Annotated in this window: 21 protein-coding genes and 1 pseudogene; 10 read left to right on the forward strand and 12 right to left on the reverse strand. The window is 70.8% G+C overall.

All coding sequences use genetic code 11. The features are described 5' to 3' along the window. Nucleotides 1-49: 49 nt before the first annotated feature. The 4 genes from ABZ420_RS32400 (at nt 50) to ABZ420_RS32415 (ending at nt 6,474) form a co-directional block, all read left to right on the forward strand. Nucleotides 50-1,144, forward strand: a complete 1,095-nt coding sequence (locus ABZ420_RS32400) for an isochorismate synthase (protein ID WP_357130949.1) — start codon at nt 50-52, stop codon at nt 1,142-1,144. Nucleotides 1,145-1,294: 150 nt separating this feature from the next. Continuing rightward, the gene (locus tag ABZ420_RS32405; protein WP_357130952.1) at nt 1,295-1,465 is read left to right on the forward strand and encodes a DUF2613 domain-containing protein; all 171 of its coding nucleotides are present in this window, start codon (nt 1,295-1,297) and stop codon (nt 1,463-1,465) included. Nucleotides 1,466-1,538: 73 nt separating this feature from the next. Beyond that, nucleotides 1,539-5,855, forward strand: coding sequence for an alpha-(1->3)-arabinofuranosyltransferase (locus tag ABZ420_RS32410; protein ID WP_357131022.1), 4,317 nt, complete (start codon nt 1,539-1,541; stop codon nt 5,853-5,855). 181 nt (nt 5,856-6,036) lie between these two features. After that, nucleotides 6,037-6,474 (forward strand): DinB family protein, encoded by a 438-nt coding sequence (locus tag ABZ420_RS32415; protein ID WP_357131025.1) that lies wholly within the window; start codon nt 6,037-6,039, stop codon nt 6,472-6,474. An 18-nt stretch (nt 6,475-6,492) separates the two neighbouring features. On the opposite strand, the gene ABZ420_RS32420 is transcribed toward ABZ420_RS32415, so the two are convergent. Next, on the reverse strand, nt 6,493-7,677 hold the full coding sequence (locus ABZ420_RS32420; RefSeq protein ID WP_357130955.1) for an acyltransferase: 1,185 nt from the start codon (nt 7,675-7,677) through the stop codon (nt 6,493-6,495). A 202-nt stretch (nt 7,678-7,879) separates the two neighbouring features. Here ABZ420_RS32420 and ABZ420_RS32425 point away from each other — a divergent pair, with 202 nt between their 5' ends. Beyond that, nucleotides 7,880-9,040 carry a DUF3068 domain-containing protein gene (locus ABZ420_RS32425; protein WP_357130958.1) on the forward strand — a complete coding sequence of 387 codons (1,161 nt, stop codon included), beginning with the start codon at nt 7,880-7,882 and terminating at the stop codon, nt 9,038-9,040. 72 nt (nt 9,041-9,112) lie between these two features. Here the strand turns inward: ABZ420_RS32425 and ABZ420_RS32430 are convergent, their stop codons facing one another. Then, the gene (locus tag ABZ420_RS32430; RefSeq protein ID WP_357130961.1) at nt 9,113-9,478 is read right to left on the reverse strand and encodes a VOC family protein; all 366 of its coding nucleotides are present in this window, start codon (nt 9,476-9,478) and stop codon (nt 9,113-9,115) included. 22 nt (nt 9,479-9,500) lie between these two features. After that, nucleotides 9,501-10,673, reverse strand: a complete 1,173-nt coding sequence (locus tag ABZ420_RS32435) for a polysaccharide biosynthesis protein (protein WP_357130964.1) — start codon at nt 10,671-10,673, stop codon at nt 9,501-9,503. 461 nt (nt 10,674-11,134) lie between these two features. On the opposite strand from ABZ420_RS32435, the gene ABZ420_RS32440 reads away from it, so the two are divergent. Beyond that, nucleotides 11,135-12,982 carry a hypothetical protein gene (locus ABZ420_RS32440; RefSeq protein WP_357130967.1) on the forward strand — a complete coding sequence of 616 codons (1,848 nt, stop codon included), beginning with the start codon at nt 11,135-11,137 and terminating at the stop codon, nt 12,980-12,982. Nucleotides 12,983-13,063: 81 nt separating this feature from the next. On the opposite strand, the gene ABZ420_RS32445 is transcribed toward ABZ420_RS32440, so the two are convergent. Next, complete coding sequence (locus tag ABZ420_RS32445; RefSeq protein ID WP_357130969.1) at nt 13,064-13,225, reverse strand: DUF6374 family protein; 162 nt, start codon at nt 13,223-13,225, stop codon at nt 13,064-13,066. A 28-nt stretch (nt 13,226-13,253) separates the two neighbouring features. Next, nucleotides 13,254-13,601, reverse strand: coding sequence for a MerR family transcriptional regulator (locus tag ABZ420_RS32450; RefSeq protein WP_357130971.1), 348 nt, complete (start codon nt 13,599-13,601; stop codon nt 13,254-13,256). A 54-nt stretch (nt 13,602-13,655) separates the two neighbouring features. On the opposite strand from ABZ420_RS32450, the gene ABZ420_RS32455 reads away from it, so the two are divergent. Then, nucleotides 13,656-14,225 (forward strand): alpha/beta hydrolase, encoded by a 570-nt coding sequence (locus ABZ420_RS32455; protein WP_357130974.1) that lies wholly within the window; start codon nt 13,656-13,658, stop codon nt 14,223-14,225. 109 nt (nt 14,226-14,334) lie between these two features. Here the strand turns inward: ABZ420_RS32455 and ABZ420_RS32460 are convergent, their stop codons facing one another. Next, nucleotides 14,335-15,507, reverse strand: coding sequence for a glycosyltransferase family 4 protein (locus tag ABZ420_RS32460; RefSeq protein ID WP_357130977.1), 1,173 nt, complete (start codon nt 15,505-15,507; stop codon nt 14,335-14,337). A gap of 112 nt (nt 15,508-15,619) precedes the next feature. Here ABZ420_RS32460 and ABZ420_RS32465 point away from each other — a divergent pair, with 112 nt between their 5' ends. Continuing rightward, nucleotides 15,620-16,405 carry a class I SAM-dependent methyltransferase gene (locus tag ABZ420_RS32465; RefSeq protein WP_357130980.1) on the forward strand — a complete coding sequence of 262 codons (786 nt, stop codon included), beginning with the start codon at nt 15,620-15,622 and terminating at the stop codon, nt 16,403-16,405. 5 nt (nt 16,406-16,410) lie between these two features. Here the strand turns inward: ABZ420_RS32465 and ABZ420_RS32470 are convergent, their stop codons facing one another. Continuing rightward, complete coding sequence (locus tag ABZ420_RS32470) at nt 16,411-16,713, reverse strand: hypothetical protein (RefSeq protein ID WP_040871049.1); 303 nt, start codon at nt 16,711-16,713, stop codon at nt 16,411-16,413. A 209-nt stretch (nt 16,714-16,922) separates the two neighbouring features. Here ABZ420_RS32470 and ABZ420_RS32475 point away from each other — a divergent pair, with 209 nt between their 5' ends. Next, nucleotides 16,923-18,368, forward strand: a complete 1,446-nt coding sequence (locus ABZ420_RS32475; protein WP_357130983.1) for an aldehyde dehydrogenase — start codon at nt 16,923-16,925, stop codon at nt 18,366-18,368. On the opposite strand, the gene ABZ420_RS32480 is transcribed toward ABZ420_RS32475, so the two are convergent. Continuing rightward, on the reverse strand, nt 18,369-18,572 hold the full coding sequence (locus tag ABZ420_RS32480) for a hypothetical protein (protein WP_157172932.1): 204 nt from the start codon (nt 18,570-18,572) through the stop codon (nt 18,369-18,371). It lies immediately after the preceding gene. 343 nt (nt 18,573-18,915) lie between these two features. Continuing rightward, nucleotides 18,916-19,874: pseudogene (locus ABZ420_RS32485) on the reverse strand (helix-turn-helix domain-containing protein). A 104-nt stretch (nt 19,875-19,978) separates the two neighbouring features. On the opposite strand from ABZ420_RS32485, the gene ABZ420_RS32490 reads away from it, so the two are divergent. Beyond that, on the forward strand, nt 19,979-20,731 hold the full coding sequence (locus ABZ420_RS32490; RefSeq protein ID WP_357130986.1) for a phosphohydrolase: 753 nt from the start codon (nt 19,979-19,981) through the stop codon (nt 20,729-20,731). A 113-nt stretch (nt 20,732-20,844) separates the two neighbouring features. Here ABZ420_RS32490 and ABZ420_RS32495 read toward each other — a convergent pair whose 3' ends face one another. The 3 genes from ABZ420_RS32495 to ABZ420_RS32505 all read right to left on the reverse strand — a co-directional run bounded on the left by ABZ420_RS32495 (nt 20,845) and on the right by ABZ420_RS32505 (nt 25,670). Next, on the reverse strand, nt 20,845-22,677 hold the full coding sequence (locus ABZ420_RS32495) for a phosphoenolpyruvate carboxykinase (GTP) (RefSeq protein ID WP_357130989.1): 1,833 nt from the start codon (nt 22,675-22,677) through the stop codon (nt 20,845-20,847). 217 nt (nt 22,678-22,894) lie between these two features. Then, nucleotides 22,895-24,550: a hypothetical protein gene (locus ABZ420_RS32500; protein WP_357130992.1), complete on the reverse strand. Its 1,656-nt coding sequence runs from the start codon at nt 24,548-24,550 to the stop codon at nt 22,895-22,897. After that, nucleotides 24,537-25,670: a hypothetical protein gene (locus tag ABZ420_RS32505; RefSeq protein ID WP_357130995.1), complete on the reverse strand. Its 1,134-nt coding sequence runs from the start codon at nt 25,668-25,670 to the stop codon at nt 24,537-24,539. The genes ABZ420_RS32500 and ABZ420_RS32505 overlap by 14 nt, the downstream gene beginning before the upstream one ends. Between the last annotated feature and the right edge of the window lie 39 nt (nt 25,671-25,709).

Genomic DNA, 25,709 nt, shown 5'->3' on the forward strand with positions numbered 1-25,709 from the left:
TGGATCGCTCCACCGCGATGGGGCGCGGCGACGGGGCTAGGTTGGGGTCATGGATGGGTTCCTGCTTGCTCGGGCCGACGGGGTTGTTCGGGGTCATGGGAGCCGGGTCTTCTTCGACGACGCGCAGCGAGCGCGGGCCGCGCTGCGGGACGGCCGGGCGCGACTGGTGGTCGGTGCGCTGCCCTTCGATCCACGCAAGCCCGCGGCGCTGAGCGTGCCGGAGCGCGCCGTGCACACCGCGGGTCCATGGCGGCCCGCCGCACTGCCCGACCTGCCCGCGGTGCGCGTGGTGACCGAGATACCGAGCCGGGCGGAGCATGTGGCGCGGGTGGCCAAATTGGTCGAGCAGCTCAACGATCCCGGGCAACCGTTGCGCAAGGTGGTCGCGGCGCGTTCGGTGCTGGCCGAGGCACAGTCCGCGCTCGACCCGCAGGTCGTCGCGGGGCACCTGCTGACCAGGCACCCGCACGCGAACGTCTTCGCGGTCGATCTCACTCCCGCCGGACGCCCCGGCGCGACGCTGGTGGGCGCGACGCCCGAAGTGCTGATCGCCCGGCAAGGCGACCTGGTGACCTTGCGCCCGCTGGCCGGCACCGCGCCACGGCTGCTCGATCGAGGCGCCGATGCCGCGCAGGCCCGGGAACTGCTGGCCAGCACCAAGAATCGCGACGAGCACGCGTTCGTGATCGACTGGATCCGGGAGCGGCTCGGAACCGTCTGCGCCGAGCTGTCGATTCCGGAGAGCCCCGAACTGGTCAGCACCCCCGAGGTGTGGCATCTGGCGACGCCGATCACCGGGCGCCTGCGCGACACCACGACCACCGCGCTGGACCTGGCGTTGCTGCTGCACCCCACGCCCGCGGTCTGCGGCACTCCCACCGATCTGGCACTGGACACCATCACACACATCGAGGACGACCGCGGTTTCTACGGAGGCGCCGTCGGCTGGTGTGCCGCGGACGGCGACGGCGCCTGGGTGGTCGCCATCCGCTGCGCGGAACTCTCGGCCGACGGTCGTACGGTGCGGGCGTACGCGGGCGGCGGCATCGTCGCCGCCTCCGACCCGCAGACGGAGCTCGACGAGACCACCGCCAAACTGCGCACCCTGCTCGGCGCGCTGCACTGCGCTCTTCCCACCCACTGACGCACCCGCTTCGAAGTGGTCCGGCGCGCGGTCCGAAGGGCCGGCCGACGCGTGCTCACCGGAGATTCCCCGGCCTGAACGCATACAAATACCGGACGTCCTGCTAGGTTGGCCGGGAACGTGCCTGCATCGACGTATTGGAGTGCCGCGATGAAGTTTGCTGTCCCGGGTGTTGCGAGTGCTGTCGCGGGCGCCGTGCTGGGCGTGCTCAGTGTTTTCCTCATCACCCTCGCGGTGCAGCAGAACTCGCGCCCGGACATCGACCGCAGCGGCGACAAGGACTCCTCGCTGCTGAACAACGTTGAGTACGGCAGCCGCTGACCCGCTGACCTCCGCTTCAACCGCGAATTCGTTCGGATCTTCCGCGGCGCCGGGGCAGCACAGCACCGCGCCGCTGGGCAGACGTTGGTTCGCCGCGACCGTCCTCGCGGCGTTCCTGCTGACCTTCGTGCAGGCGCCCGGACTCACGGTCGCCGACACGAAATACGACCTGGCGCAGAATCCGCTCGGGTTTCTCGCGCGCGCCGCACATCTGTGGAGTAGCCAGGCGCCGATGGGCCAGGTGCAGAACCAGGCCTACGGATACTTCTTCCCACACGGCGCGTTCTTCTCGCTCGGCCATCTGCTGGGCGTGCCCGCCTGGGTGACGCAGCGGGTCTGGTGGGCGCTGCTGCTGCTCGCCGGCTTCTGGGGGATCGTTCGCCTGTGCGAGGCGCTCGGCATCGGGTCGCGCGGGTCGCGGGTCGTCGCCGCGCTCGCGTTCGCGCTGTCACCTCGGGTCCTGACCACCATCGGGTCGATCTCCTCGGAGACGCTGCCGATGATGCTGGCGCCGTGGGTGCTGCTCGCACCCGCCGCGCTCGGCGTCGCCGGGCGCGCCAGGCGGCGGGGCGGAGCGGAGTCGCCCGCGGGCAGTGCGCTCGCGCTCGCCCTGATGGGCTCGGTCAACGCGGTCGCGACGGTGGCCGCCTTCCTGCCCGCGCTGCTGTGGTGGGCGGCTGCCTCGCCTGCGCTCGCCCCGGCGCGACGCGGCTCCCATCGGCCGGATCGCAGTTGGTGGCGTTTCACCGCGGCGTGGATTCCGCTGCTGGTGCTGGCCACGTTCTGGTGGGCGGTCCCGCTGCTGCTGCTGGGCAAGGTGAGTCCGCCGTTCCTGGACTACATCGAGTCGTCGGGGGTGACGACGCAGTGGGCGTCGCTGGGCGAGGTGCTGCGCGGCACCGACAGCTGGACCCCGTTCGTCTCGCCGGAACGTATCGCGGGCGCGGTATTGGTGACCCAGCCCGCGGCGGTGCTCGCGACCGGGCTGGTCGCGGCGGCGGGCATGGCCGGTCTGGCGCTGCGATCCATGCCGTACCGGGGCAGGCTCGTCCTGATCCTGTGTGTCGGGCTGGTCGGCATCTGCGCCGGATTCGTCGGTGAGCTGAGCGGCCCGTTCGCCGAGTCGGTACGCGTCTTCCTCGACTCCGGGGGCGCTCCGCTGCGCAACGTGCACAAGCTGGAGCCGCTGATCCGCATCCCGCTCGTGCTCGGGTTGGCGCAGTTGCTCGCCCGGGTTCCGCTGCCCGCCTCCGTTCCTTTCCGGGTTTGGCGCGGCGCGTTCGCGCACCCGGAGCGGGACCGCGCGGTCGCGGTGGCGGCGCTGATCCTCACCGCGCTCGCCCTGTCCAGCTCACTGGCCTGGACCGGTAAGCTCGCGCCGCGCGGCGCCTACGACCGGGTCCCCGCCTATTGGCAGCAGACCGCGGACTGGCTCGCGAGCAATGCCTCCGACACCCGCGCCCTGGTGGTGCCGGGCGCCCCCTTCGGCAGCCAGATCTGGGGACTCACGCGCGACGAACCACTGCAGGCGCTGGCCCGAACGCCGTGGGCGATCCGCGACGCGGTGCCGCTGAACCCGCCCGGCACCATCCGCGCGATGGATTCGGTGCAGCGGCTCATCGCCGACGGCAGGCCCTCGGCGGGCCTTGCCGCGACGCTGAGCGCTCAGGGCATCGGCGTCGTCGTCCTGCGCAACGATCTCGACCCGGAGACCTCCCGATCGACCCGGCCGATGCTGGCCCACCAGGCGCTCGACGAGTCGCCCGGTCTGCGCAAGGTGGCCGAGTTCGGCAACCCGATCGAATCGGTGGTGCTCGCCGACGGCTTGGTGGCCGACGGCGACCTGCGCCCGCCGTATCCGGCGGTCGAGATCTACCGGGTCGACCCGCCGGCGCTGGGCACGCCCGCCGAGGTGCGCGGCGGTACCGGTGCGCCGGAGGCGTTCCCCGGCGCGTATACCGTCCCGCTGGGCGATGTTCCGGTGGTCCAGGGCGGACCCGAAGTGTTCGAGCGGATGCGTCGCGACCCTGCCGCCGCCCGGACGCCCGGCTTGCTCGCCGCCGACGCGATCGGGGCCGGGTTGCCGATCGGCCCCGTGACGGTCACCGATACGCCGATGGATCGCGAAGCCGATTTCGGCCGGGTGGACAACCACAACTCGGCGTTGCGCGCCCCCGACGACGCGCGCCGCACGCACAACCTGGTGCCCGACTATCCGGTGCCCGGCGCGGAACTGGTGCGCGGCGAATGGTCCGGCGCCACCATCACCGCGTCCAGTTCGGCCGCGGACGCCACGCAGCTCGGCGGCGCCGCGCCGGGAAGCTCCACCGCGGCCGTCGTCGACGGCGATCCGGCCACCGCGTGGATCAGCAACGGCATCGAACGCGCGCTCGGACAGTGGCTGCGACTCGATCTCGACCATCCGATCCAGACCGGGCAGCTGAAACTGACCACCAGTTCGGCCGCCATCGGCGACCCGGTCAAATGGATCGAGGTGCGCACCGCGAACGGCACCGTCTCCGTCCGGGTGCCCGAACCCGGTGCGCCGGTCTCTGTTTCGCTTCCCGCCGGTCGCACGGAGTGGCTGACCATCACCGCCATTCGCACCGAAGGCGGCTCGGGTGGTGGGCAATTCGGCATCAGCGAACTCGCGCTGGACGATTATTCGGTGCGTAACGCGCCGGTCCGTGTCGACATCAGGCATCGGACGGTGGTTCCGTCCGCTCCAGCGGGCGCGCGACTGCGCGGCTGGGATCTCGGTCAGGAATTTCCCGGCCGCAGCGCGTGTTTCGATGCGCCCGACCGGGTGCGTTGCAGCAAAGGTCTCGCTTTGGCGCCGGAGGAACCCGGCACGTTCCAGCGCACCCTGACCGTCCCGGAACCGATGTCGGTCGCCCCGGAACTGACCGTCCGCACCAGGCAGGGCCCGGCCCTGGAGGCGCTGCTCACCGACCACGCCCGGCCGGTGGCCCGGGGCAAGGCCGACGTCGGCGACTTGCGCGGGGCCGCGTTCGCCGCGACCGACGGTGATCCGCGCACGAGCTGGACCGCGCCCGAGGCCTCGGTGCGCGAGCCGACCGGCGGCAGGCCGACGCTCACCCTCGAGCTGCCCGAGCCCACGCTGGTGACCGGCCTCGAGCTGACCCCATCGCTCGGCGGTTTGCCCGCGACGCCCACCTCGGTGACGGTGAATCTCGGGGACGGCCCGCAGGTGCGTGAACTCGAGGACGACGGCTCGGGCACACCCATCCGAATCTCCCTGCATCCCACCGTGACCGACCGCATCGAACTCAGCATGCGAACCTGGCGGCCGGTGCTGGACCGGACCGCGCTCGGGTTCGTCCAGACCCAGCCGCCCGGACTGGCGGAGGTGACGGTGCTGGGACCGGACTACCCCCCGGCCGCCGCACCGGACCGCGAGATCACCGTGCCGTGCGCGCTCGGGCCGACGATCGATGCGGGCGGTCGGACGCTGCGCACGTCGGTCACCGCCACCGTCGGCGAATTGCGCTCCGGCGCACCCGTTCCCGCCCGGGTGTGCATCGACGACGCGGGCGAGCCGGAGGCCGGGACACCGAGCGAGTTCGCCCTGCCGCAGGGCCGGGCCGACGTGGCGGTCGGGCCGACCGACCTGTTCTTCGTGGATCGGCTGCGCTTGCACCGAAGCGGGGCGGAAACCGCCGCGGTCCCCGCGGTGGACGCGGGCACGCGACTGCTCGTGCTGCCGCTGAGCACCAACGTCGGATGGCGTGCGACCAGCGCGGACGGACATGCGCTCGAACCGGTGGTGGTGGACGGCTGGCAGCAGGCCTGGCTGCTGCCAGCCGATGCCACCGGCCCGGTGACGATCGCTTTCCCGGACGACCGGTGGTACCGCCTCGGCATCTTCGGCGGCCTGCTGCTGCTTCTGCCGCTCGCGGTCCTGGCCTTCCCCCGCCGCGCGCGGCCGGGCACCACCCGGGCCGAGGCGGGCGGAGCGGAATCGGAGGTGCCCGCCGAGCAGCCGGATGCGAGCGCCGATGCTCGCGGTACCTGGGGCCGACGCTGGATGGGCGCGGTAGGGCTCACCGGTGCCGCCACCGTGATCGCGGGCCCGGTGGGCGCCGTCGCCACGGTGATCGCCTTGGCCGCAACCCGTTTCACGCGGTACGTCACCCCGCGCGCGCTCGTCGTCGTGGCGGGCGCGGGCACCATGCTCTCCGCCGCCGCACTGTCCACGGGTCCGTGGCGCTCGCCGGACGGTTATATGGGCGGCTCCGTGCTGGTGCAGCTGCCCGCGTTGCTCGCGATCATCGCGGTGGGCATCGCGGCGCTGCCCCGGCCGAAGCACGCCGATCGGGCCGGTGCGAGCGGGTCGGACGAGCCGCATCCCCCGACGGCCGGGGACTGACGGTCCACACCGATCAATGATCCGACCGCCCCTGTCAGCGCGCACGCGAGGCGTTCCGCTCGACGAGGCGCGCATTCGCCGTGCACCGCAAGCGCACTCGTTGCTAACGTGACCCCGCGTGAACACCTGTGCCGAATGCGGTTTCGTCTACGACTTGGCTTCGGCGGCCGATGTGCCGTCGCTGGCGCGGGAGCACGCAGTGGAATACGCCGACCTGCTCGGCGCCGACAGCGGCAAGTTACGCCGGCGTGGCAAGCCGGACGTGTGGTCACCGCTGGAATACGCCTGCCACGTGCGGGACGTACTGCTCGCCCAGCGCGAGCGCGTGCTGGCCGCGCGTCGTTCGGACAACCCGCCCGCTACCGCGATGGGCCGGGACGAGCGCGTCGAGCACGACGGATACGCCGAGCAGAACCCCGCGGACGTTGCTCGCCAGATTCGCGACGCCGCCCTCCTGTTCGCGAACGTGCTGGAGCGACTCGGCGACGACGACTGGGAGCGGACCCTGGGCTTCCCCTATCCCGAACCAGCGGATCGTTCCCTGCGCTGGCTCGCCGTGCACACCCTGCACGAGCTGCGCCACCACCTGCTGGACATGCACCTGCAACTCGACGGCTGACCTCGCGCGGGTGGCAGATCAGGGCGCGGGCTCGGGTTCCGGGTTGCGCCGCACCCGGTCCCGGCGGCGGGCCCAGCGCCGCACCGGCTCCTCGATGAGCGCGTAACTGGCCGCGGCCACCGGAAGGGTGACGGCGATCGTGAGGGCCAGGACGTAACCGAAGTCCCCCTGGAAGGGCAGGATGCCGAAGACCGGGAACACGATCGACAGCACCGCGAGGTGCCAGATGAAGATGCCGTAGGACCAGCGGCCGAGCGTCGCGGCCACCGGCGACTCCAGCCAGCGGTGCGCGCGCGCCGCCGGGTCGCGCAGCACCAGCGGCGCGAGCAGAGCGAACCCGATGATCGCGCCGAGCCCCATCTTCACCACGTATTGCCAGGGTTCGGCCCGGTTCAGCCCGGCGGGACCGGCCAGATCGGTCGCCGCGAGCAGGAAAGCGCACACCGCGACGGTCCACATCAGGGGCTGATTCGCTCCGACTTTCCACCACCGTGATAGCCGGACGCTATGTTCGGCGAGCTCGGCGAGGATCATGCCCGCGGCGAACCAGGGCAGATAACCGGGCAGCCAGTTGTCCGCGTGGATCGCGTCGGGCGTCGGCACCGGAATGAAGTTCCAGCTCAGGCTGACCAGAGCGAGCGCGAGCAGTACCGGCACCCGCCGCCGCGCCGCGGGGCCGCGCAGGCGCACCAGCGCGAAAGCCAGCACGGGCAGCACGAGATAGAAGGCGACCTCCACCGAGAGGCTCCACATCTGGGTGAGGCCGTCGGTGAGCGTCAGCGGCACGAATACCTGCAACAGCGCCAGGTTCGACACCCACACCCGCAAGCCCGCCGTCCCGGCGGCGCTGGGCAGCAGCACCAGAACCGCGCACACCACGACCCAGTACGCGGGCAGGATGCGAGCGGCACGATGTCGCAGGTAGTAGCCGACCGGCGGGGCGGTGTCCAGCCCGCGCGCGGCCGTGGCGTGCGGACGCCAGAGCAGGAACCCGGAGAGGGCGAAGAACACCGCCACCGCCATATCGAACCGACCCCACACCCGGCCGACGACCGGTGTGCCCGCGGCGCCGGTCTGGAAGGCGACGTGGGTCAGCAGCACGCCGAGCGCGGCCATTCCGCGCATGCCTTCCAGGGCCGGGACGAAGGCGCGCGGGCGCACCCGTTCGGTCGCGGGCGCGGCGGTGGGCAGGGTCGCTGTCATCGGGCTCCAGTCTGCCTTGGCGGATCCACAGTTGATAACCCGGCGTTTCAGATTTCGCGCTAGACTCGGGCGATTTCTCGGCCGTTTCGGCCTCGACGCCGCATGGTACGACATCGGACTGTTAGTGTCGGGGCTCACGAGTGCCGCGGCCTGCCCGCAGTGCTCGCCGAGCGACCTGTGTTCTACGACGAGGAGAGTTTGCATGGCACTGAGTGCCGGTACCAGAAGGACGGTGGCCTGCCTGCTCGTGGGTCTCGGCGCGTTGCTGATCGTCGCCGCAATCATGATCCCGACCTACACCGTCGACAAGCTGGCCAAAACTCCCCTCGATCTGGAGATCACCACGATCGCCACGAACCAGCCGGGTGAGGACAGCCTGGTGCTCGACTCCAAGTCACTGACCGCTCCGGAAGGCGCGGCGAAGGTCGACACCAATGTCCCGCTGGTCTCGCAGCGCTTCCTCACCGTCGAGGACCCGGCCGACGCCGAGCAGATGACCGTGCAGGCGGGCCAGACGCTGCGGCGCATCGACAAGCAGGGCGACACCGGCCTGCTCACCGCGACCGTCGATCGGGTGACCATCGACCGGGTGACCGGCGAGCCGGTCGGCACCGAGCCCAACGGCTCGATCGCGGTGACCGCGAACCTCGAGGGCCAGAGCCTCGCCGAGCCGGTGCAGCACACCGGTCTGCAGTACCGGTTCCCGATCGGCACCGAGAAGAAGACCTACCCGTACTTCGATCTCAACGTCCGCAAGACCTTCGACGCCAACTTCCTCGAAGAGACCGAGGTCAACGGCACCAAGGTCTACCACTTCCAGATGTCGGTGCCCGCCACCAGCCTGTGGGACGTCGTGCAGGCGCCGACCAACCGGCTGAGCCTGCCCGCCGCCAAGTGGGGCGTGGAGGGCGGCGACGCCCCGGTGACCATGACCCGCTACTACACCAACACCCGCGACCTGTGGGTGGAGCCGAAGACCGGCACGGTCGTCAAGGGCGGCGAGGCGCTGCACCTCTACTACTCGCGTACCGCGGACAAGCCTGAGGTGACCGCGCTGAAGTCGCACATCGTGTTCGACGAGAACACGATCGAGTCGCAGCTGTCGGTGGCCAAGGAGAACATCGACAAGCTGTCGCTCTACGGCCGGGTGATGCCGATCATCCTGGGCGTCCTCGGTGTGATCGCGCTGATCGCCGGTGTGGTGCTCGGCATCCGCGGCGGCTCGGCTCCGACGCCCGCGCGGGCGGGCGGCTTCCCGGGCCAGCGTCCGAGCGGCGCGGCTCCGACCGCACCCGCACCGCGTGCCAACCGTGGCGCCGACGACGCGCCGACGGAGCAGATTCGGATCGACAAACAGCCCTGACCGGCTGATCGCCATCGCATTCGGCTCCCCCGCCTACCGGCTGGGGAGCCGAATTCGTTCGCGGGGGTTCTCTCAGGGTCCGGTGCGGCCGAGCGGATAGGCGACCGGGTGCCGTGGCTGATACAGCAGCATCGTGCCCGCGCCGGGAACACACAGGTCCACGCACCGGCCGAAACCCCGCTCGGTGACCTCCCCCTCGAACCGTGCTCCACGGGCGGCCAACTCGGCCGTCGTCCGGTCCAGGTCGTCGCACATCAGCGAGATCTCGTGGCACGGCGTGCCTTCGGTGGGATGTACGCCGAGTTCACTCGGGCCGGGGGCGAACAACAGCCAGCCGTCGTGGGCGTCGAGGTGCGGCCAGCGCAGGACATCGCGGAAGAACGCGCGGGCCGCGTCGGGATCGTCCGCGTAGACCAGGGTGTGCACCGCGGTGATCATGGAACGATCGTAGGCGGTGCGGTCACCCGACGGGGCGAAGCGGTTCGGGGCGAGTCGTGTGGTCTGCCGCCCGCAGGACGATGACGGCGACCACGAAGGTGGTGGTCGCGGCCACCGACACCGCCGTGATGATCAGCGCCGGAACCGAGCGGGCCAGCGACAGCATCAGGGTGACTTCGACGGCCAGCCCCAGCCAGGCGACCATCGCCAGCGAAGTGCGGTCCACGGCGATGGCCGAGAGCACCGCGCCTTGCAGCACGGCCAGCAGCGCGCCGTGCAGCGCGAACACCCACAGCAAGCCCTGGATCGGGGCGTAGTCCTCGCCGGCCAGCAGCGGAGCGAGCGGCGCGGCGAGCGCGGCGCCGAGCACCGCGACGAGGCCGATCCCGCTGAGCACCGCCAATGCCGCCCGGATCGCGCTCGCGGAGTGCGTCGGCTGTGCCATTCGCGGGTAGAGCACGACACCGACCGCCTGCGGCAGCCAGAATGCGATCTTGGTGGCGATGGTGCCGAGTGCGTAGCGGCTGGCGTCCACGTCGTCGAGCACGATCCGCACCACGATGAGATCCGCCGACGACAGCGCCATCATCGCCGCCTGCACCTGGGCGGCCCGCAGCACCGGCAGCACGCCGGGAGCCGCGGCGACCTCACCCGGCTCCTGGGCGCGGACGCGCGCGGACGGCGCACCGGCGACGATCCTGGCCAGCAGCGCCGCCACCGCCACCCCGCAGGCCGCGCCCCACAGGGCGAGCGTCGCGCCGCCGCCGAGCGCGAGGATCACCAGCGCGGGCGCGACCCGGGCGATCCCGGCGGCGCCGAGCACCGTTCCCAATGCCCGAAACCGCCTGCCGCCCTGCAACATTCCCTGCTCACCGGACAACAGCACCAGCGCGGGCGCCGCACCGAGCGCCGCCGCGGTGGCGGCCACCCCCACGTTCAGCGTGACGGCGACCAGCGGCACCAGCGCCGCGGCCGCCAAGGCCACGATCACCGCGCACCGCCACTGGAGCCCGCGCAGCGCAGCCGTCCCCGCGCCGCGCACGAGTTCCCTCGCCACCACGTTCTGCAACGCCAGCGCCGGAACCGCGCACAGCAGCTGCACGGCGAGCAGACTCGCGAACTCGCTGTAGCCGGTGACTCCCAGCCACCGGCCGGCCAGCAGCTGCAACAGATATCCGGCGACGTTCGCGGTCATCGCACCCGCCGTCACCCACGTCAGATCCGCTACCACAGGAAACCGACGGACAGCAGACACGTGGCCCATCGTCCCACCCGCGCAGGCCGTTGCCCGTCCCGCCCCGCCGCAGCGCGAACGCGCTCGCCCTTGCTCAGGCAGTCCCAACCGCCGGACCGGGCGACCGGTCATGCACGCACGCCGGCGGGCTCCGCCGCGCGCAGGCCGGTCGCCGGAAACGGCACCGGCCCGCGACTCGCGGAGTACAGCACGAATCGCCGCCCCGGTGCTCGAGCACGATCGCGCATTGGGTTCCGCCGAGCCGTCTCGCTGAACCGACCGCGTCATGACAGCACTGTGGGCCCGAGACCAGCATCAATCAACCGAGCCCGGCCACTGACGCGCGAGGCCGCTGACTCGGCGACGGAAGACGGCGGGACGTACAGTGCTCAGGCGTGAATGGGAGCGGTCGAGACCGAGCGGTGGCTGCTGGATACAGCGCGGCCGGGGCGCTGCTGGTGACCGCACCCTTGCTGCGGCCGGGATACCTGCTCTTGCGCGACGCGGTGAGCACCCCGCGCAGCTATCCGACCGACTCGGCGCTCGGCCTCGGCGACGCGGCGCCCCGGGCGGTGCCGCAGGATGCGCTGCTGGCCGTGCTGTCGGCGTTCGTCGACGGCGGGCTGCTGGTCAAAGCGATTCTCGTCGTCGCGCTGTGGGCCGCGGCGTACGGGGCGGCGGCACTCGCGCGCGAGCTGCTGCGCGCGTCGCTCGGTCCGCAACTGGTGGCCGCGACGGTCGCGTTGTGGAACCCGTACGTGGCCGAGCGCATGCTGCAAGGGCATTGGAGCCTGCTGGCCGGATACGCCGCGCTGCCGTGGACGGCACTGGCCGCGTACCGCCTCCGATCCACGGCCACCGCGAAACGGCGCAGGCGGACTCTGTCGACCGCACCGGCACAGCACGCGAACGGCCTTATCGGACATCCCGCACCGCGGGAAGCCGAACACTTCGAGAAGGCCCCACCGACCGCCACGGTATCCACCTGGGCGGCACTGGCCGGATCACTCGCCGCGGCCGGGCTCACCCCGACCGGTGCGCTGTTGGCGGGCGTGACCGCCTTCGCGCTGGTCCATCGACGCCAACTCCTCGCGGCGCTCGTCCTCTGGCTCGCCGCCTCCGCGCCATGGCTCGTCGCGACCGCGCTCTCGGGTGCGGGCGCCGAGCCCTCGGATCCCGCGGGCATCGCGGCCTTCGCCGCGCGGGGCGAACCCGGTCTCGGCACGCTCGGCAGCCTGGCCGGACTCGGCGGGATCTGGAACGCCGAGGCGGTACCGGATTCGCGAACCACACCGCTGGCCGCGGTCGGCACTCTGGCGCTGCTGGCGATCGTCGCGCTGGGTGTGCGCGTCGTGGCCACCGGCGGCGCCGACCCCGACAATCGCCACGTCCGCCGCGCATTGCTGCTGCTCGCGGCGGTCGCGATCCTGTTTCCCGCGCTCGGTGCGACGGTGTGGGGCATGAGCGCACTGGAGTGGCTCGTCGCCCACATGCCGGGTGCGGGCTTGCTGCGGGACACCCAGAAGTACGTGGCGCTGGCCATGCCCGCCTATGCCCTGTGCGCGGCGGCGGGATGCGCGGTCACGGCCCGGCGTCTGTCGTCCCGGCGGGAGTCGGCGGACCGGCCCGCGACGGCGCCGCCTGCCGTGACGTCCACGGTCGCGGTGGTCTTCGTCGCGCTTCTGGTGCTGCCGTTGTACGACCTCGCCTGGGGCGCCGGTGGGGCCGTCCGCCCGGTGCGCTATCCCGCCGGTTGGCAGCAGGTCGCCGACCGGGTGGACGGGCCCGGCGACATCGCCGTACTGCCGGGCGGGATGTTCCGCAAGTTCCGCTACAGCGGGGCCGCGCCCGTGCTGGACCCGGCGCCGCGCATGCTGCCCAACGACGTCTTGCAGACCGGTGAGCTGCCCGTACGCGGGCGCACGGTATCCGGCGAAGGCACTCGAGCCAGAGAAGTGGAAAGCCTGCTGCTGCGTGGCGGCTCCCCCGCGGAGTTGGCCCGCCTCGGAGTGGGCTGGGTCCTAGTGGAACGAACCACCCCCGGACCGCTCGGTGAATCGGCCGCGACCCTGGCCCGCGTCGAGCGGGTCTACGAGGACGCCGACCTCGCGCTGTATCGCGTGCCCGGTGTCGTCGAGCACGGTCGATCGACGACCGCACACCGGGCCGTCGCCGCCGCGGCCCACTTGCTCTGGGGAGCGTTGCTCGTCGCGGGTCCACTCGCCGCCCTCGGCGCACGCGCACGATTGCGTCGGAGACCACGAAACTGACGGACAGTCTCCTGCGCCCAGGGGCGGGTACGGGCTGGCCTCTTCGACGGCCCGCTCGGTGTCCGGGACGCCGCGGCGCGCTCATCCACTCCGGGCCAGACGTTCCCGGCCAGATGGAAGGGCGTCGCGGGACGAATCCATCCCGGCGTACGCCCGCAAAGCCTCGCCGATCCGTCCCGCCGCGCGCTCCAGTTGCTCGGGCGACAACTGCTTACCGAACGCGCCGCATCCAGCAACTGCCATTGCGTCTGCCGCAGGCTCTCCGCGGCGGTCACGCACTTCTGAGCGCGTCCAGCCTGCGCCGCGCCGATTCCACCGCCGCCTGCTGCGCGGCCAGTCGGGCGGCGATCCGGTCGAGCTCTTTCCGCAGGGCTGGGCACATGTCGAGGGTGACGCCTTGCTCGCCGGTACGCACACAATCCAGATACCGCCGGATGGTCGCGGCGTTCAGCCCCGCTCCGAGCATGACCTTGATCTGCGCGATGACGGTGACCGCGGACTCGTCGTAGTGCCGGTACCCTTTCGCATCGCGTTCCGGCGCCAGCAGCCCTTTCTCCTCGTAGTGCCGCAGGGCGCGCGCACTCACCCCGGCGCGCTCCGCCAGTTCCCCGATGAGCACGATCCCTCCTCGGCTTGACCTTCACGCCGACGTGAACCCTTACCGTCGGTCGCCGTGACATCACGACCAACACCCGTCCGCGCCGTCGTCATCCACGGCTACCACGCCACCCCTGAGGACCACTGGTTCGCCTGGCTCGCCGACCGCCTCGGCAACGCGGGCGTCCCGACCCACGTCCCCGCCCTCCCGGACCCCGGCAATCCCGATCCGGAGGCCTGGCTCGCCGCCACCGCGAAGGCCGTCGACCCGCCCGACGAAGGCACCGCCCTAGTAGCGCACAGCCTCGGCTGCCTCACCGTCCTGCGCTACCTGACGGCGCTTCCCGGCGAGTGGCGCCTCGGGCACCTGGTACTGGTATCCGGTTTCCTGGACCCGCTCCCCGCCCTGCCCGAACTCGACGCCTATATCGAATCCGGCTGCGATGTGAGCACGATCCCCGACCACGTGGACCGCCTGACCATCTTCCGCTCGGACAAGGACGATTACGTTCCCATCGCGCACACCGATCGCCTGGCCGGCCTCCTCGGCGTCCCTTCTCGGGTGATTCCAGGCGCGGGCCACTTCCTCGCCGACGACGGACTCACCGAACTCCCCGAGGTCATCGACGCGCTACAGGTCCGCTGACGTCACGCCCGGACCGTGCTCCTCGCACGGCTCGAGTCGCTGCCGGCTCATCGGCACGAACGCGCGCCGCCGTGGAGGGCGTCTTGTCTCCCGCCGGACGGCGGCACGTTCAATCGACCGTGCGGGGTGCGAGCAACCCGCTCGTGTGCTCGCCCCGGGCGGCCGCGGCCAGCACTTCGTAGACGCCGTTCCCGGTCTGCTCCCAGGAGAATTCGCGAGCGCGGGCGCGGGCCTTCTCACCCATCACCGTGCGCGCACCGGGGTCGTCCAGCAGATCACCGACGGCATCGGCCAACTGGGCGACGTCGTCGACCAGGATTCCGGTGGCGCCGTCGACGATGGAATCGGTGAGGCCGCGCGAACTCCGGTAGCCGACCGTCGGCACGCCGTGCTGGGCGGCTTCGATCACCGCGAGCCCCCACCCTTCTTTGCGGGACGGCAGCACATGCACCCATGCGCGGGCGAGGAGTTCGTGCTTGCGACGCTCGTCCACGTGCCCGTGGAAGGTGACGGCGTCGGCGATGCCGAGTTCACGGGCGTTGTCCCGCAGGTTGTCCGCCCACCAGCCGTCGCCGATCACGTCCATGCGCAGGCCGGGAACGCGGTCGCGCAGCCGGGCCACGGCCGCGAGCGCGTCCTCGATCTGCTTGTGCGGCACCAGACGCGACAGCACCACGACAGTCGGTGCGGGAGTACGGGTTTCCGCGGCGCCGGTGGGCGCGTCGACTGGAACAGGTTCAGCTCCGTTGCGGACCACCGCGATTCGCGTGCGGTCCACACCGAGCGTGGCCAATTCCTCTGCCGACGGGAGCGAAACGGTCAGATATTGGTTGCGCCGGTGCACGCGCGGAGACAGCCGCGATTCGATCCACCAGCCGATGCGGCCGACCAGCCGGCCCGCCACCGGCCACTGTTCACGGTGGCCGTGGTGCACGAGCACCACCGACGGCGCCGTGGTGACAGCGGTGGCGAAGAACGGGATGCCGTTCTGGGTGTCGATCACCGCGTCCGGCCGCAGGCCGCGCAAGGGGCCGAGACCGATCCTGCCGAGCAGCAGCGCGGCCAGCGCTCGCGGATACACCGTGTAGCGGCCGCCCGCGCGGCTGATATCGATGCCGTCGAGGCGTTCCCGCCGCGGCGCCCCTGGGTAGCGGGCGGTGCGCAGGGTGACCTTGACCCCGCGTGCCGCGAGCTGCGCGCCGACCTGCTCGAGGTACCGTTCGCTGCCGCCGCCCTGCGGGTGCCCGGTGTCACGCCAGCAGAGCAGGAGGACTTCGCGCACGGTGGAGCTTCTCTCGGTCGGTAGGTGGTGGGAACGTCGGATGTCGCGCTACACCCTAACCCGAGCACCCGCCCGAGATGCCGAGCATCGGGGTTGTGCGAGACTCGGCGCCGTGCTCGAAGCCCAAACGACGCCGACGCGCAGCGACTCGCCCCGGTTCGCCCGCCGGGCGACCCTGCGCCGGGCGCTGCGGCTGCTCGGCAGTTTCCGGTTCGAGCAGACCGATCCTGCGCTGTTCTACGGGGGTCTGGCCGCCGATACCTCGGCGATGATCGCCGACTTCTACACCGATCTCACCGGCCGGTCACTGGTCGGTGCGACGATCCTCGACGTGGGTGGGGGGCCGGGCTACTTCGCCGACGAGTTCGCCCGTACGGGGGCGCGCTACATCCCGGTGGAGCCCGACCCGACGGAGATGCACGCCGCGGGGCTCTCGGTGGCGGGCGCGGTCCGCGGATCCGGGATGGCACTGCCGTTCCGTGACGACGCCGTCGACATCTGTTTCTCGTCGAACGTCGCCGAGCACGTCTCGAAGCCGTGGGTGATGGCCGACGAGATGGTGCGGGTGACCAGGCCGGGCGGGTTGATCGTGCTCTCCTACACGGTGTGGCACGGCCCGTTCGGCGGGCACGAGACCGGACCCTGGCACTACCTCGGTGGTGAGTACGCCGCGCGCCGGTACCGGCGCAAGCACGGGCGCGAACCCAAGAACAGGTTCGGCACCTCGCTGTTCGCGGTGCGGGCCGCGGACGGATTGCGCTGGGCGGCGGGCACTCCGGCGGAGGTGTACACCGTCTTCCCGCGTTATCACCCCCGCTGGGCGTGGTGGTTGGTCCGGGTGCCGATGGTGCGTGAGTTACTTGTGAGCAATCTGGTCGTGGTGGCAACCAAAAGTTAGCCGAGCTAAGCCTCGAGCCACCCGCGGCGCCAATGCCGCTTACCGCAGGGCGCGTGCACGGGTTCGCTCCACGGCGATTCCCGCATGGCCAGTCCGACGGTCTCGAGCGTGGTGAGGCCGACCAGATCGGCCAGCATCCCTACGGCGGCGACCGCCTCCGCGGCCTGCATAGCCGCGGTCGCCTGCTCGATCGTCAGGGTACGGCCGGGTAGGAACGAGACCACCCACCCGCCGTGGCCGACACACTTCGCCTGATGCTCGGTTTGATCGCTGGTCATCAGCGACCGGCCGATCACTTGCACCGCCATGACTCGGACTCCCCAGTTTGCGGTAACGGTTCGGTAATGGAGCGAGCTGATATGTCGATACAGCATCCCCCGTCCAGCAACAGAACGCAATAGTGCGTTCTACGAAAAGCGAACCGAGAGGTCGGGATTCACACTGGCCAGAGCGCTGCCGTGGCGCAAAACTGGAACAGGTTACAGACAAGGGCAGAGCAAAACTGTAACGTGTTCTCATGCATTACGACAGCTTGTTCATCGGCGGCCGCTGGACCGCGCCAGCCACCGCCGAGCGCATCCAGGTCATCTCGCCGGCCACGGTCGAGCCGGTGGGCAGCGTCCCGGCGGTGAGCCGGGCCGACGTCGACGCCGCGGTCGCCGCGGCCAGGCACGCTTTCGACCACGGCCCGTGGCCCGCGACACCGCCGAAGGAGCGCGCCGAGGTGCTCACCCGCGCGGCCCGGCTGATCGAGCAGCGCTCCGCGGACCTGCTCGCCGCGCTGACCGCCGAGGTCGGCGTGCCGCAGATGATGGCTATGACGCTGAACCAGATCCCCGCGGTCGCCGCGCTGGACGCCTACGCCGCCCTGGCCGAGTCCTTCCCTTGGCGGGAGACCCGGGTCGGCGGGTTCGGCACCACGCGGGTCACCCGCGAGCCGCGCGGTGTCGTCGCGGCGGTCACCGCGTGGAACGTCCCGCTGTTCCTCGCGGTCAACAAGCTCGCCCCGGCCCTGCTGGCCGGTTGCACCGTGGTGCTGAAGCCCGCCCCGTTGACGCCGCTCACGGCCAACATGGTCGCCGACATCTTCACCGAGGCCGGGTTGCCCGAAGGCGTGCTGTCGGTGCTGCCCGCCGAGCCCGACGCGGCCGAGTACCTCGTCTCGCATCCCGGCGTGGACAAGGTGACCTTCACCGGAAGCACCGCCGTCGGCCGGAAGATCGGGGCCATCGCCACCGGTCAGCTCAAGAGCGTCTCGCTCGAACTCGGCGGCAAGTCGGCGGCGATCCTATTGCCCGACATGGACCTCGCGGCCAATATCCCGGTGCTCGCGTTCTCCGGCCTGATGAACAGCGGTCAGGGCTGTGTCGCGCAGACCCGCATCCTCGCCCCGCGCAGCCGGTACGACGAGATCCTCGACGCGCTGGTCGACCATGTGAAGACGATGAAGGTGGGCGACCCGAACGACCCGAGCGTGCTGCTCGGCCCGCTGATCTCCGAGCGCCAGCGCGACCGGGTCGAGGGCTACATCGCCGAGGGCAAGACCGAGGGCGCGCGACTCGTGCTCGGCGGCGGCCGTCCGGAGGGGCTGGACCGGGGCTGGTTCGTCGAGCCGACGATCTTCGCCGACGTGGACAACAAGTCGACCATCGCCCAGGAGGAGATCTTCGGGCCGGTGCTGTCGGTCATCCCGTACGAGACCGAGGACGAGGCTGTCGCCATCGCCAACGACTCGGTCTACGGCCTCGCGGGCTCGGTGTGGACGACCGACATCGAGCACGGAGCCGAGATCGCGGCGCGGGTGCGCACCGGCACCTACGCGATCAACTGGTACGCCTTCGACCCGACTTCGCCGTTCGGCGGCTACAAGTCCTCCGGGCTAGGACGCGAGAACGGCCCGGAGGGTCTCGATGCGTTCTGCGAGCAGAAATCGCTGCTCATGCCACTCGGCTGGACCGGGTGATCAGTCGGGCGGCATGACCACCCGCAGCAGCGGCGCGCGGTTGCCGTAACGCCCGGGTGGCGCGTCGACGACTTCGACGCTCCACCCGGGCGGCAGCACCGCCAGCAGCCGCCCCGCGGCCCGGCGCAGCGGAGTGCTCGCGGTCGCCGACTCGAATTCGGCAACCATGGGGGCGAGGGACGTCGCCGTCTCCAGATCGGCCATGCTCCAACCACCTCTCGCGTCGATCTCGCCGTACGCCGCGGGCATCGCGGGTCCGATGTCGGTAGGGAAGTAGTCCAGTCGATCAGTTAACCGTTGGTAATCCGACTGTGTGATGGGGAAGGTAGAACACGCCAAGCATAAATCACGAGTACACGAAATCTCTCAACAAGATCATTACCCCGATCTACTCGGGGTTAAACCCGTTCAGCCGTGGAAAATTCGCGAATTCTCGCTCTCCAGCGGCACTCTCTTGTGCGGCCACCCGCGCCACACCTCCGTCAGCGCCATCGAAAGACTTGCTCCACAAGGAAATTCGTCCTGGTGGACAACTGTCCAGCCGCCTTCACCGGCCCAGCGATCGGCGATACGCAGCGGGTGTGGCGCCCGTCGCCGCTCGCAGATGCACGCGCAGTGCGGTGACGCTGCCGAAACCGGCCTTGGCCGCGACGACTTCTACTGGCAAACGCGTAGTTTCCAGAAGTTCGCGGGCACGCGCGGTGCGCTGGGCATCCAGCCACCGCCGCGGCGTGGTCCTACTTCCGCCTTGAAGCGCCGGATGAAGGTACGTTCGCTCATCAACGCGTGCGCGGCCAGCGCCGAGACATCCACCGCCGCAGCAGGTTCGGCGACCGCCCAGGCCAGGGTGGCGGCGAGGCCGCCATCGCGGGCGGCCGCGCCCGGCCGATCCGGAACGTACTGCGCCTGCCCGCCCTCTCGATGCGGGGCGGTCACATTCCACCTGGCCAGCTCCGCCGCCGCATGCGCGCCCAGCTCGCGGCGGACGAGGTGCAGGCACAGGTCGAAACCCGCCGACAGCCCGGCGGAGGTCAGCACGTCACCGTCATCCACATACAGCGCCGTCGGGTCCAGTTTCACCGCCGGATACAGCTCGGCGAACTCGCCGCAGTAGGCCCAATGCGTGGTCGCCGGTCGTCCGTCCAATAATCCGGCCTCGGCGAGGACGAAAGCCCCGACGCAAACGCTCACCATCGTCGCCCCCCGCGCCGCCGCGCTCCGCAAGGCGATCAGCGCCTCCGGCGGGGTCGGAAGCGTCGGAATCCCGATCCCCGGCACGACGACGACATCCGCCTCCTCCAGCGCCTCCAGCCCGTGCTCCACCCGCAGCTCGAAGCCATTGGGCGTCCACACCGGCCCGGGCCGCACCCCACAGGTGCGCATCTCGAACCCGGACGGCTCGCCGGTCTTCCCCGGCCCGTGCCGGAACGCTTGAACGGCGCAGGCCAGATCGAAGGCCATCACGCCGTCCAGGGCGAGGGCCACCACTCGCTTCATCACTCCCAGTTTGGCACGAATCCGAGTATCACTGTCATTTCCGCCACTCGTCGCGGATCTCGTCGCACACTTGACTCGAGTGCACACCGAGTACCGAGGAGAAGGAGGGCGAAGTGGCCGGACCGACGGGCCTCGATTGGGCATGGGCCACCCGCACCGGGGGCACGTTGTCGACGCAGCAACGCCGCGGGTTGGCCGTCGCGACCGCCCGCACGCTGCCCGCGGTGGCGCCCAACCGGGTCCGGCTCGCGCTGGGGCGGCGGGGACGCGGGAAACTGGAGTTCGCCGGGCTGCGGCTGCCGGATTCGAAGCTCGCCGTCGCGGCGGAGACCGAGGCGCGTGAAGCGCTTTCTCCGCACGTACTGAACCATTCGCTGCGGACCTACTACTTCGGACGGGTCCTGGCCGACCTCGACGGCGCCGCCTATGACGACGAACTCGTCTACGTCTCCTGCCTGCTGCACGATCTGAAGCTCGAACATCCCACGCCCGGAAGGTGTTTCGCGGTAGCAGGCGGAGAGCGGGCCGCCGCCCTCGCACTCGACGCGGGCGCCACGCCGGAACGGGCCGACGCGATCGGCGCGGCCATCGCCACCCACATCACACCCGGCGTTGCCGATGATCTCAGTGACCCCGGCGGCTTCGTCTCCGCGGGAGCCTCGGTGGACCTGCTCGGAACACGGCTGGCCGAGCTGGACCGGGTCTGGGTCGCCGAACTGTTGCGACGTCATCCGCGGCTGGAGTTCAAGCGGCACGTCGTCGCGGCGTTCCGAGCGGAGGCGAAGGCGATGCCGACCGGCCGGATCCGCTGGCTCAACCGCGCCGGCTTCCTGGCCATGATCCGGATGTCACCGTTCCCCGAATAGCGCCGCTGCTCGGAACGATCCGCCATCCAGGCGGCAAAACGTTTGGCGCGCAGAACAAATCGCCCGCACCATCCGACAGATGGTGCGGGCGAGGTGCTACTTTGGGTGGAGTGTCAGCCCAGACGCTCCTTGAGCGCCTCGAACTCGTCGCGCACGCCGGAAGGCAGCTTGTCACCGACGAACTCGAACCACTCTTCGATCAGCGGGATCTCCTTGCGCCACTCCTCGGCGTTCACCGCGAGCGCCTCGTCGACGTCCTTGGGATCGACGTCCAGCCCGTCCAGGTCGAGCTGCGTGGCGGTCGGCACGTTACCGATCGCGGTCGCCTCGGCCTCGGCGGAACCTTCGATGCGGCCGACGATCCACTCCAGCACGCGGGAGTTCTCGCCGAAGCCGGGCCACAGGAATCGGCCGTCGTCGCCGCGACGGAACCAGTTGACGTAGAAGATCTTCGGCAGCTTGGCGGCGTCGGCGTTCTTGCCGAGGTTGATCCAGTGGCCCAGGTAGTCGCCGACGTGGTAGCCCAGGAACGGCAGCATGGCCATCGGGTCGCGACGGACGGTGCCCACCTTGCCCTCGGCGGCCGCGGTCTGCTCGGAGGACAGCGTCGCGCCCATGAACACACCGTGCTGCCAGTCGAAGGACTCGGTGACCAGCGGAACGGTGGTCTTGCGGCGGCCACCGAACAGGATCGCGGAGATCGGCACGCCTTGGGGGTCGTCCCACTCGGGCGCCAGGATCGGGCACTGCGCCATCGGCGTGCAGTAGCGCGAGTTCGGGTGGGCCGCCAGCGTCTCGGTCTCCCGCAGGTACCAGTCGTTGCCCTTCCAGTCGATCAGGTGATCGGGTTCGCCTTCCAGGCCCTCCCACCACACGTCGCCGTTGTCGGTCTGCGCGACGTTGGTGTAGACCGTGTTGCCTGCCTCCATGGTGGCCATGGCGTTCGGGTTCGAGCTGCGGTTGGTGCCCGGCGCGACGCCGAAGAAGCCGTACTCGGGGTTCACCGCGTAGAGGCGGCCGTCCTTGCCGAAGCGCATCCAGGCGATGTCGTCGCCCAGGGTCTCCGCGCGCCAGCCCGGCACGGTCGGCTGGATCATCGCGAGGTTGGTCTTGCCACAGGCGCTCGGGAACGCGGCGGCGATGTAGTACGCCTTGTTCTCCGGGGAGATCAGCTTGAGGATCAGCATGTGCTCGGCCAGCCAGCCCTCGTCGTGGGCCATCGCCGAGGCGATCCGCAGCGAGTAGCACTTCTTGCCGAGCAGCGCGTTGCCGCCGTAGCCGGAGCCGTAGCTCCAGATCTCCCGGTCCTCGGGGAAGTGGGTGATGTACTTGGTGTCGTTGCACGGCCACGGCACGTCGGCCTGGCCATCGGCCAGCGGCGCGCCCACGGAGTGCAGCGCCTTCACGAACGGACGGTCGGCGCCCAACTTCTCCAGGGCGGCGGCACCCATGCGGGTCATCACGCGCATCGACACCACGACGTACTCGGAGTCGGTGATCTCGACGCCGAGCTTCGGGTCATCCGCGCCAAGCGGACCCATGCAGAACGGCACCACGTACATGGTGCGGCCCTTCATCGAGCCGCGGTACAGCTCGGTCATCGTGGCGCGCATCGCGGCGGGGTCGACCCAGTTGTTGGTGGGGCCCGCGTCGGCTTCGGACTTCGAACAGATGAACGTGCGGGACTCCACCCGGGCCACGTCGGAGGGATCGGAGAGGGCGAGGAAGGAGTTCGGCTTCTTCTTCTCGTCCAGCCGCTTGAACGTCCCCGCTGCCACGAGCTGCTCGGTCAGCCGCTCCCATTCTTCGTCGGAGCCGTCCGCCCAGACCACACGATCCGGCTGGGTGAGTTCGGCGACTTCTTGTACCCAGGCGAGTAGTTCGCTGTGCTCGGTCGGCGCCTTGCCGTCGGATCCACGAAGACCAGGAATGGTCGCTGACGTCATGAAAACTCTCCTGAGATGGGCGGCTACTCGCTGCTTCGCCGCCTGGCCCTAGGCCCATGACCAGCGCGAATGCACCGAGCGCCACCGTTGGCGGGAAGGCGCCCGCTCCGACCGGTCGAACGCGCACCCAGGAGGGCGGCAGATCAGGACTTAGCGGACGCCCAAGTTCCTGAATAGAGGTTAACGCGATGTGACGGCCGGTACGGTATCGGGTTCCTCACTGTGTACCCAATCGGTCGTTCGTTTCAACAGGTGAGATCCATCGATCGAGGATCCCGACATCGCGCTCGCACGCGGCGAGCTGTCCCGGCTGTTCGGCCGCCATTCGGCGCAAGTCGGTCTCCAACCGGGCCACCCGGCGATCCGTCTCGATCATTCGCGCGGTGCTTGCTCGGACCACGTGATCTGCCAAAACGGCTTCCGCTTCCACGAGCGCGGTCGCCACCCGCTGCTCGAGCTGGGCTTTTACGTTGACCAACGCGTCGGCGATCCATTGCCGGATGTGCGCTCGATCGGCCAGCTGCCTGCGGGCACGGACCACCCATGCCGCAGCGCCGCCCCCGAGCAGCAGCGTGACCGGCACACTCGCCACGTCCAGGGCCGGTACCAGCGAGAACGGAGCAACCAGCAGGCGACCTAGGCCGACACCGGCCGACGCGCCGAGCGCGACCATAAGGTGATCTTCGACACCTTTATGGCGGGGCTCGGGATCCGGGCCGACCCGAGGGGCCGGGTCGCGCCTGCGCGTCGGCGCGTCGTTCGCGCGCTCGATCCGGGCGCTCAGTTCGGCCAGTCGCAGGTCGATGACGTGGTCGAGCGCGCCGGTCATCTCGGTGACGGCCTGCTGCAACCGCGCGGGGTAATCGGCGAGTTCCGCGGGACGCAGCCGATCCAGTTCGGCGCGCACCGCGGTGTGCAGCGCCCGGATGCTCGCACCGATCTCGGTCATCAGATCCACCCGGGCCAAGTGCAGCTGCCCGCGCAAGGTCGACATGGCGGTGGCGCGTCCACCGTCACGACCGGCCAGGAGGATGGCACGTTCCTCCCGCAGCCGCGCCGGTTCGGCCCCGGAGCGCAACGCCGCCACCTGCTCGGCCACCCGCTGACGGGTGTCGGCCAAGACCCGTGCGGTGACCGTGCCCCGCCGGTCACCCCCGGCGGCGGCCGCCGCGGTGAGTTGCGCGTGCAGCGCGCCCAGACCGGACCGATCGAGCAGTCCGGTGTCGCCCGCGGTGCGGGCGGCGGCCGCGAGCCGGGCGGAGACCGGCACGATATCCAGCTCGGCGGAGCCCTGCGCGGCGAGCAATTCCAGGTTCCGCTCCCGCACCGCGCGCCAGTCCTGATAGGCGTGGATGCCGTTCATGGCGAGCAGCAGACGGGTGCCGTCCGCGCGCAGCCGGGCGATCGCCTCCAGCACGTCCGCGCCGATGATGGAGCCGGCGTCGAGCAAAATCAACGCCACCGCGGGAGGGACCGCCCCGGCGGGTGCGGCGGTCTCCGCGCCCGCGTCGGCGCGCGGCTCCGAGAGCGTGACACGGGGTTCGAACCGCGCGAGTTCGGTCCGCAACAACGTCGTGTTGACGTCGGCCGGACCGATCACCGTGACGGCCCCCGCGGCACCGGGCCCGTCCATCGCGCGCAGCAGCGCCATACCCTGCGGATTCCAACGCTCCACCACGGCCGCGAGCTCGGGCGTGAGCGAGCGGACGGGGTGCTCGGTGTCGCCGTCGGCGGGCAGGTCGACGCCGCCCCGGCCCGTCGTGCCCGCGCGGACGATCGGCGCGCCGATCGGGTCTCGATCGGCCCCCACCTGAGACGCCGGATCCGCGTCGGACAACGTACGCACCGGCTCCGGAGGCTCAGAGACCGGCACTGCTCATCCGTTCCCATAGTCGGACGTAGCCGTTGTGCACACGCAACGCGGCACGGCGGGCGGGCGGGGGCATATCGCTGGTGACGACGGCGCGCCAGCGGCTCGCGCGGGCCAGCGCGTCGTCGGCGTCGGAGGGCGCAGGCGTCGCGTATCCCGCGGCCAGGTGGGCCACGTCGGGCCCGGCCAAGCCCGCGCAGAGCCCGAGCCAGAGGGCGTCGTCGCTGTAGAGATAGGACTCCAGCAGGTCGCGCGCGCGGCCGCCCTCCTCCGGGACCGCGCGCGCGGCGAGTCGGGCCAGCTCGTCGAGCAGTTCGCCGCCGCGCAGCGCGGACACCTGCTCGTAGCGGCGGTGCAGCAACTGGTGGAGCGCGTCGATGCCGCTGGCCGCGTGCAGGATCTGCGACAGCTGCTGCGGAGCGAGGTCCGGATCGTGGCGCAGGGCGGCGCACGCGCAGGCCACGCCGTACAGGTCCCAGCGCAGCAGCAACTGCTCGCGCTCGGCGGCGTCCGGCCCGGGTGCGACGAACAGGTCCGGCGCGAGGATCAGGGCAGGGTTGGCTTCGGTGGCGAGCTTGCGCAGCAGGTCGACATCGGCGTCGGTCAGCGCGCCCGCCCGGGTGCGGGTCGCCAGAGACGCGACCACCGGAACCACCGGGATCCGCAGTTCCCTGCCGTACTGCTGAGCCGCGGCCACCGCATCGCTCCAGCGGGAGCCGATCGCGTCGGCCTTGTTCAGCACCGCGATCGTGCGCTGCGGCGGAAGCGTGGCGAGCACCCTGCGATCCGCGGGCGACGGTGCGGCCGACAACACGTAGACGACGATGTCGGCGTCGAGCTCCGGATCGGGCGTCCCGGGCCGGTCCACCGGATCGGTCTCCACCGCCGACATCAGCGCGAGCGCGTGCAGCACCGTGGTCCGCCCCGCGTGCGCGCGTCCGGCCACCTGGATCCGCGGCGGTTTGCGCCAAGCGCTGACAGCGGCCGCCGCGGCGTATCCGATCTGCGGATCGCGCCCCGTGCCGAAGCGCAGCTCGGCGAGCAGTTTGCCGAGCTGATCGTGAGCGGACGTGGGAACGCCGCGCTCCCGCAGCGGCCCATCGGAATCAGTGGCTGTCGACATGCCGCACACCCCCTTTACGGTGCGCAATTCTGTCAGAAG

Origin of the sequence: Nocardia sp. NPDC005745 (assembly GCF_040630775.1) — a bacterium.
Lineage (GTDB): Bacteria > Actinomycetota > Actinomycetes > Mycobacteriales > Mycobacteriaceae > Nocardia.

Bases quoted from the DNA above. Each gene is read 5' to 3' on its own strand.
- ABZ420_RS32420 (WP_357130955.1), bottom strand. From the start codon at position 7,677: ATGACAGCGACCCTGCCCACCGCCGCGCCCGCGACCGAACGGGTGCGC.
- ABZ420_RS32435 (WP_357130964.1), bottom strand. From the start codon at position 10,673: ATGACCGCGAACGTCGCCGGATATCTGTTGCAGCTGCTGGCCGGCCGG.
- ABZ420_RS32470 (WP_040871049.1), bottom strand. From the start codon at position 16,713: ATGGCGGTGCAAGTGATCGGCCGGTCGCTGATGACCAGCGATCAAACC.
- ABZ420_RS32405 (WP_357130952.1), top strand. From the start codon at position 1,295: ATGAAGTTTGCTGTCCCGGGTGTTGCGAGTGCTGTCGCGGGCGCCGTG.
- ABZ420_RS32475 (WP_357130983.1), top strand. From the start codon at position 16,923: ATGCATTACGACAGCTTGTTCATCGGCGGCCGCTGGACCGCGCCAGCC.
- ABZ420_RS32400 (WP_357130949.1), top strand. From the start codon at position 50: ATGGATGGGTTCCTGCTTGCTCGGGCCGACGGGGTTGTTCGGGGTCAT.
- ABZ420_RS32505 (WP_357130995.1), bottom strand. From the start codon at position 25,670: ATGTCGACAGCCACTGATTCCGATGGGCCGCTGCGGGAGCGCGGCGTT.
- ABZ420_RS32430 (WP_357130961.1), bottom strand. From the start codon at position 9,478: ATGATCACCGCGGTGCACACCCTGGTCTACGCGGACGATCCCGACGCG.
- ABZ420_RS32425 (WP_357130958.1), top strand. From the start codon at position 7,880: ATGGCACTGAGTGCCGGTACCAGAAGGACGGTGGCCTGCCTGCTCGTG.
- ABZ420_RS32480 (WP_157172932.1), bottom strand. From the start codon at position 18,572: ATGGCCGATCTGGAGACGGCGACGTCCCTCGCCCCCATGGTTGCCGAA.
- ABZ420_RS32495 (WP_357130989.1), bottom strand. From the start codon at position 22,677: ATGACGTCAGCGACCATTCCTGGTCTTCGTGGATCCGACGGCAAGGCG.
- ABZ420_RS32445 (WP_357130969.1), bottom strand. From the start codon at position 13,225: ATGGCAGTTGCTGGATGCGGCGCGTTCGGTAAGCAGTTGTCGCCCGAG.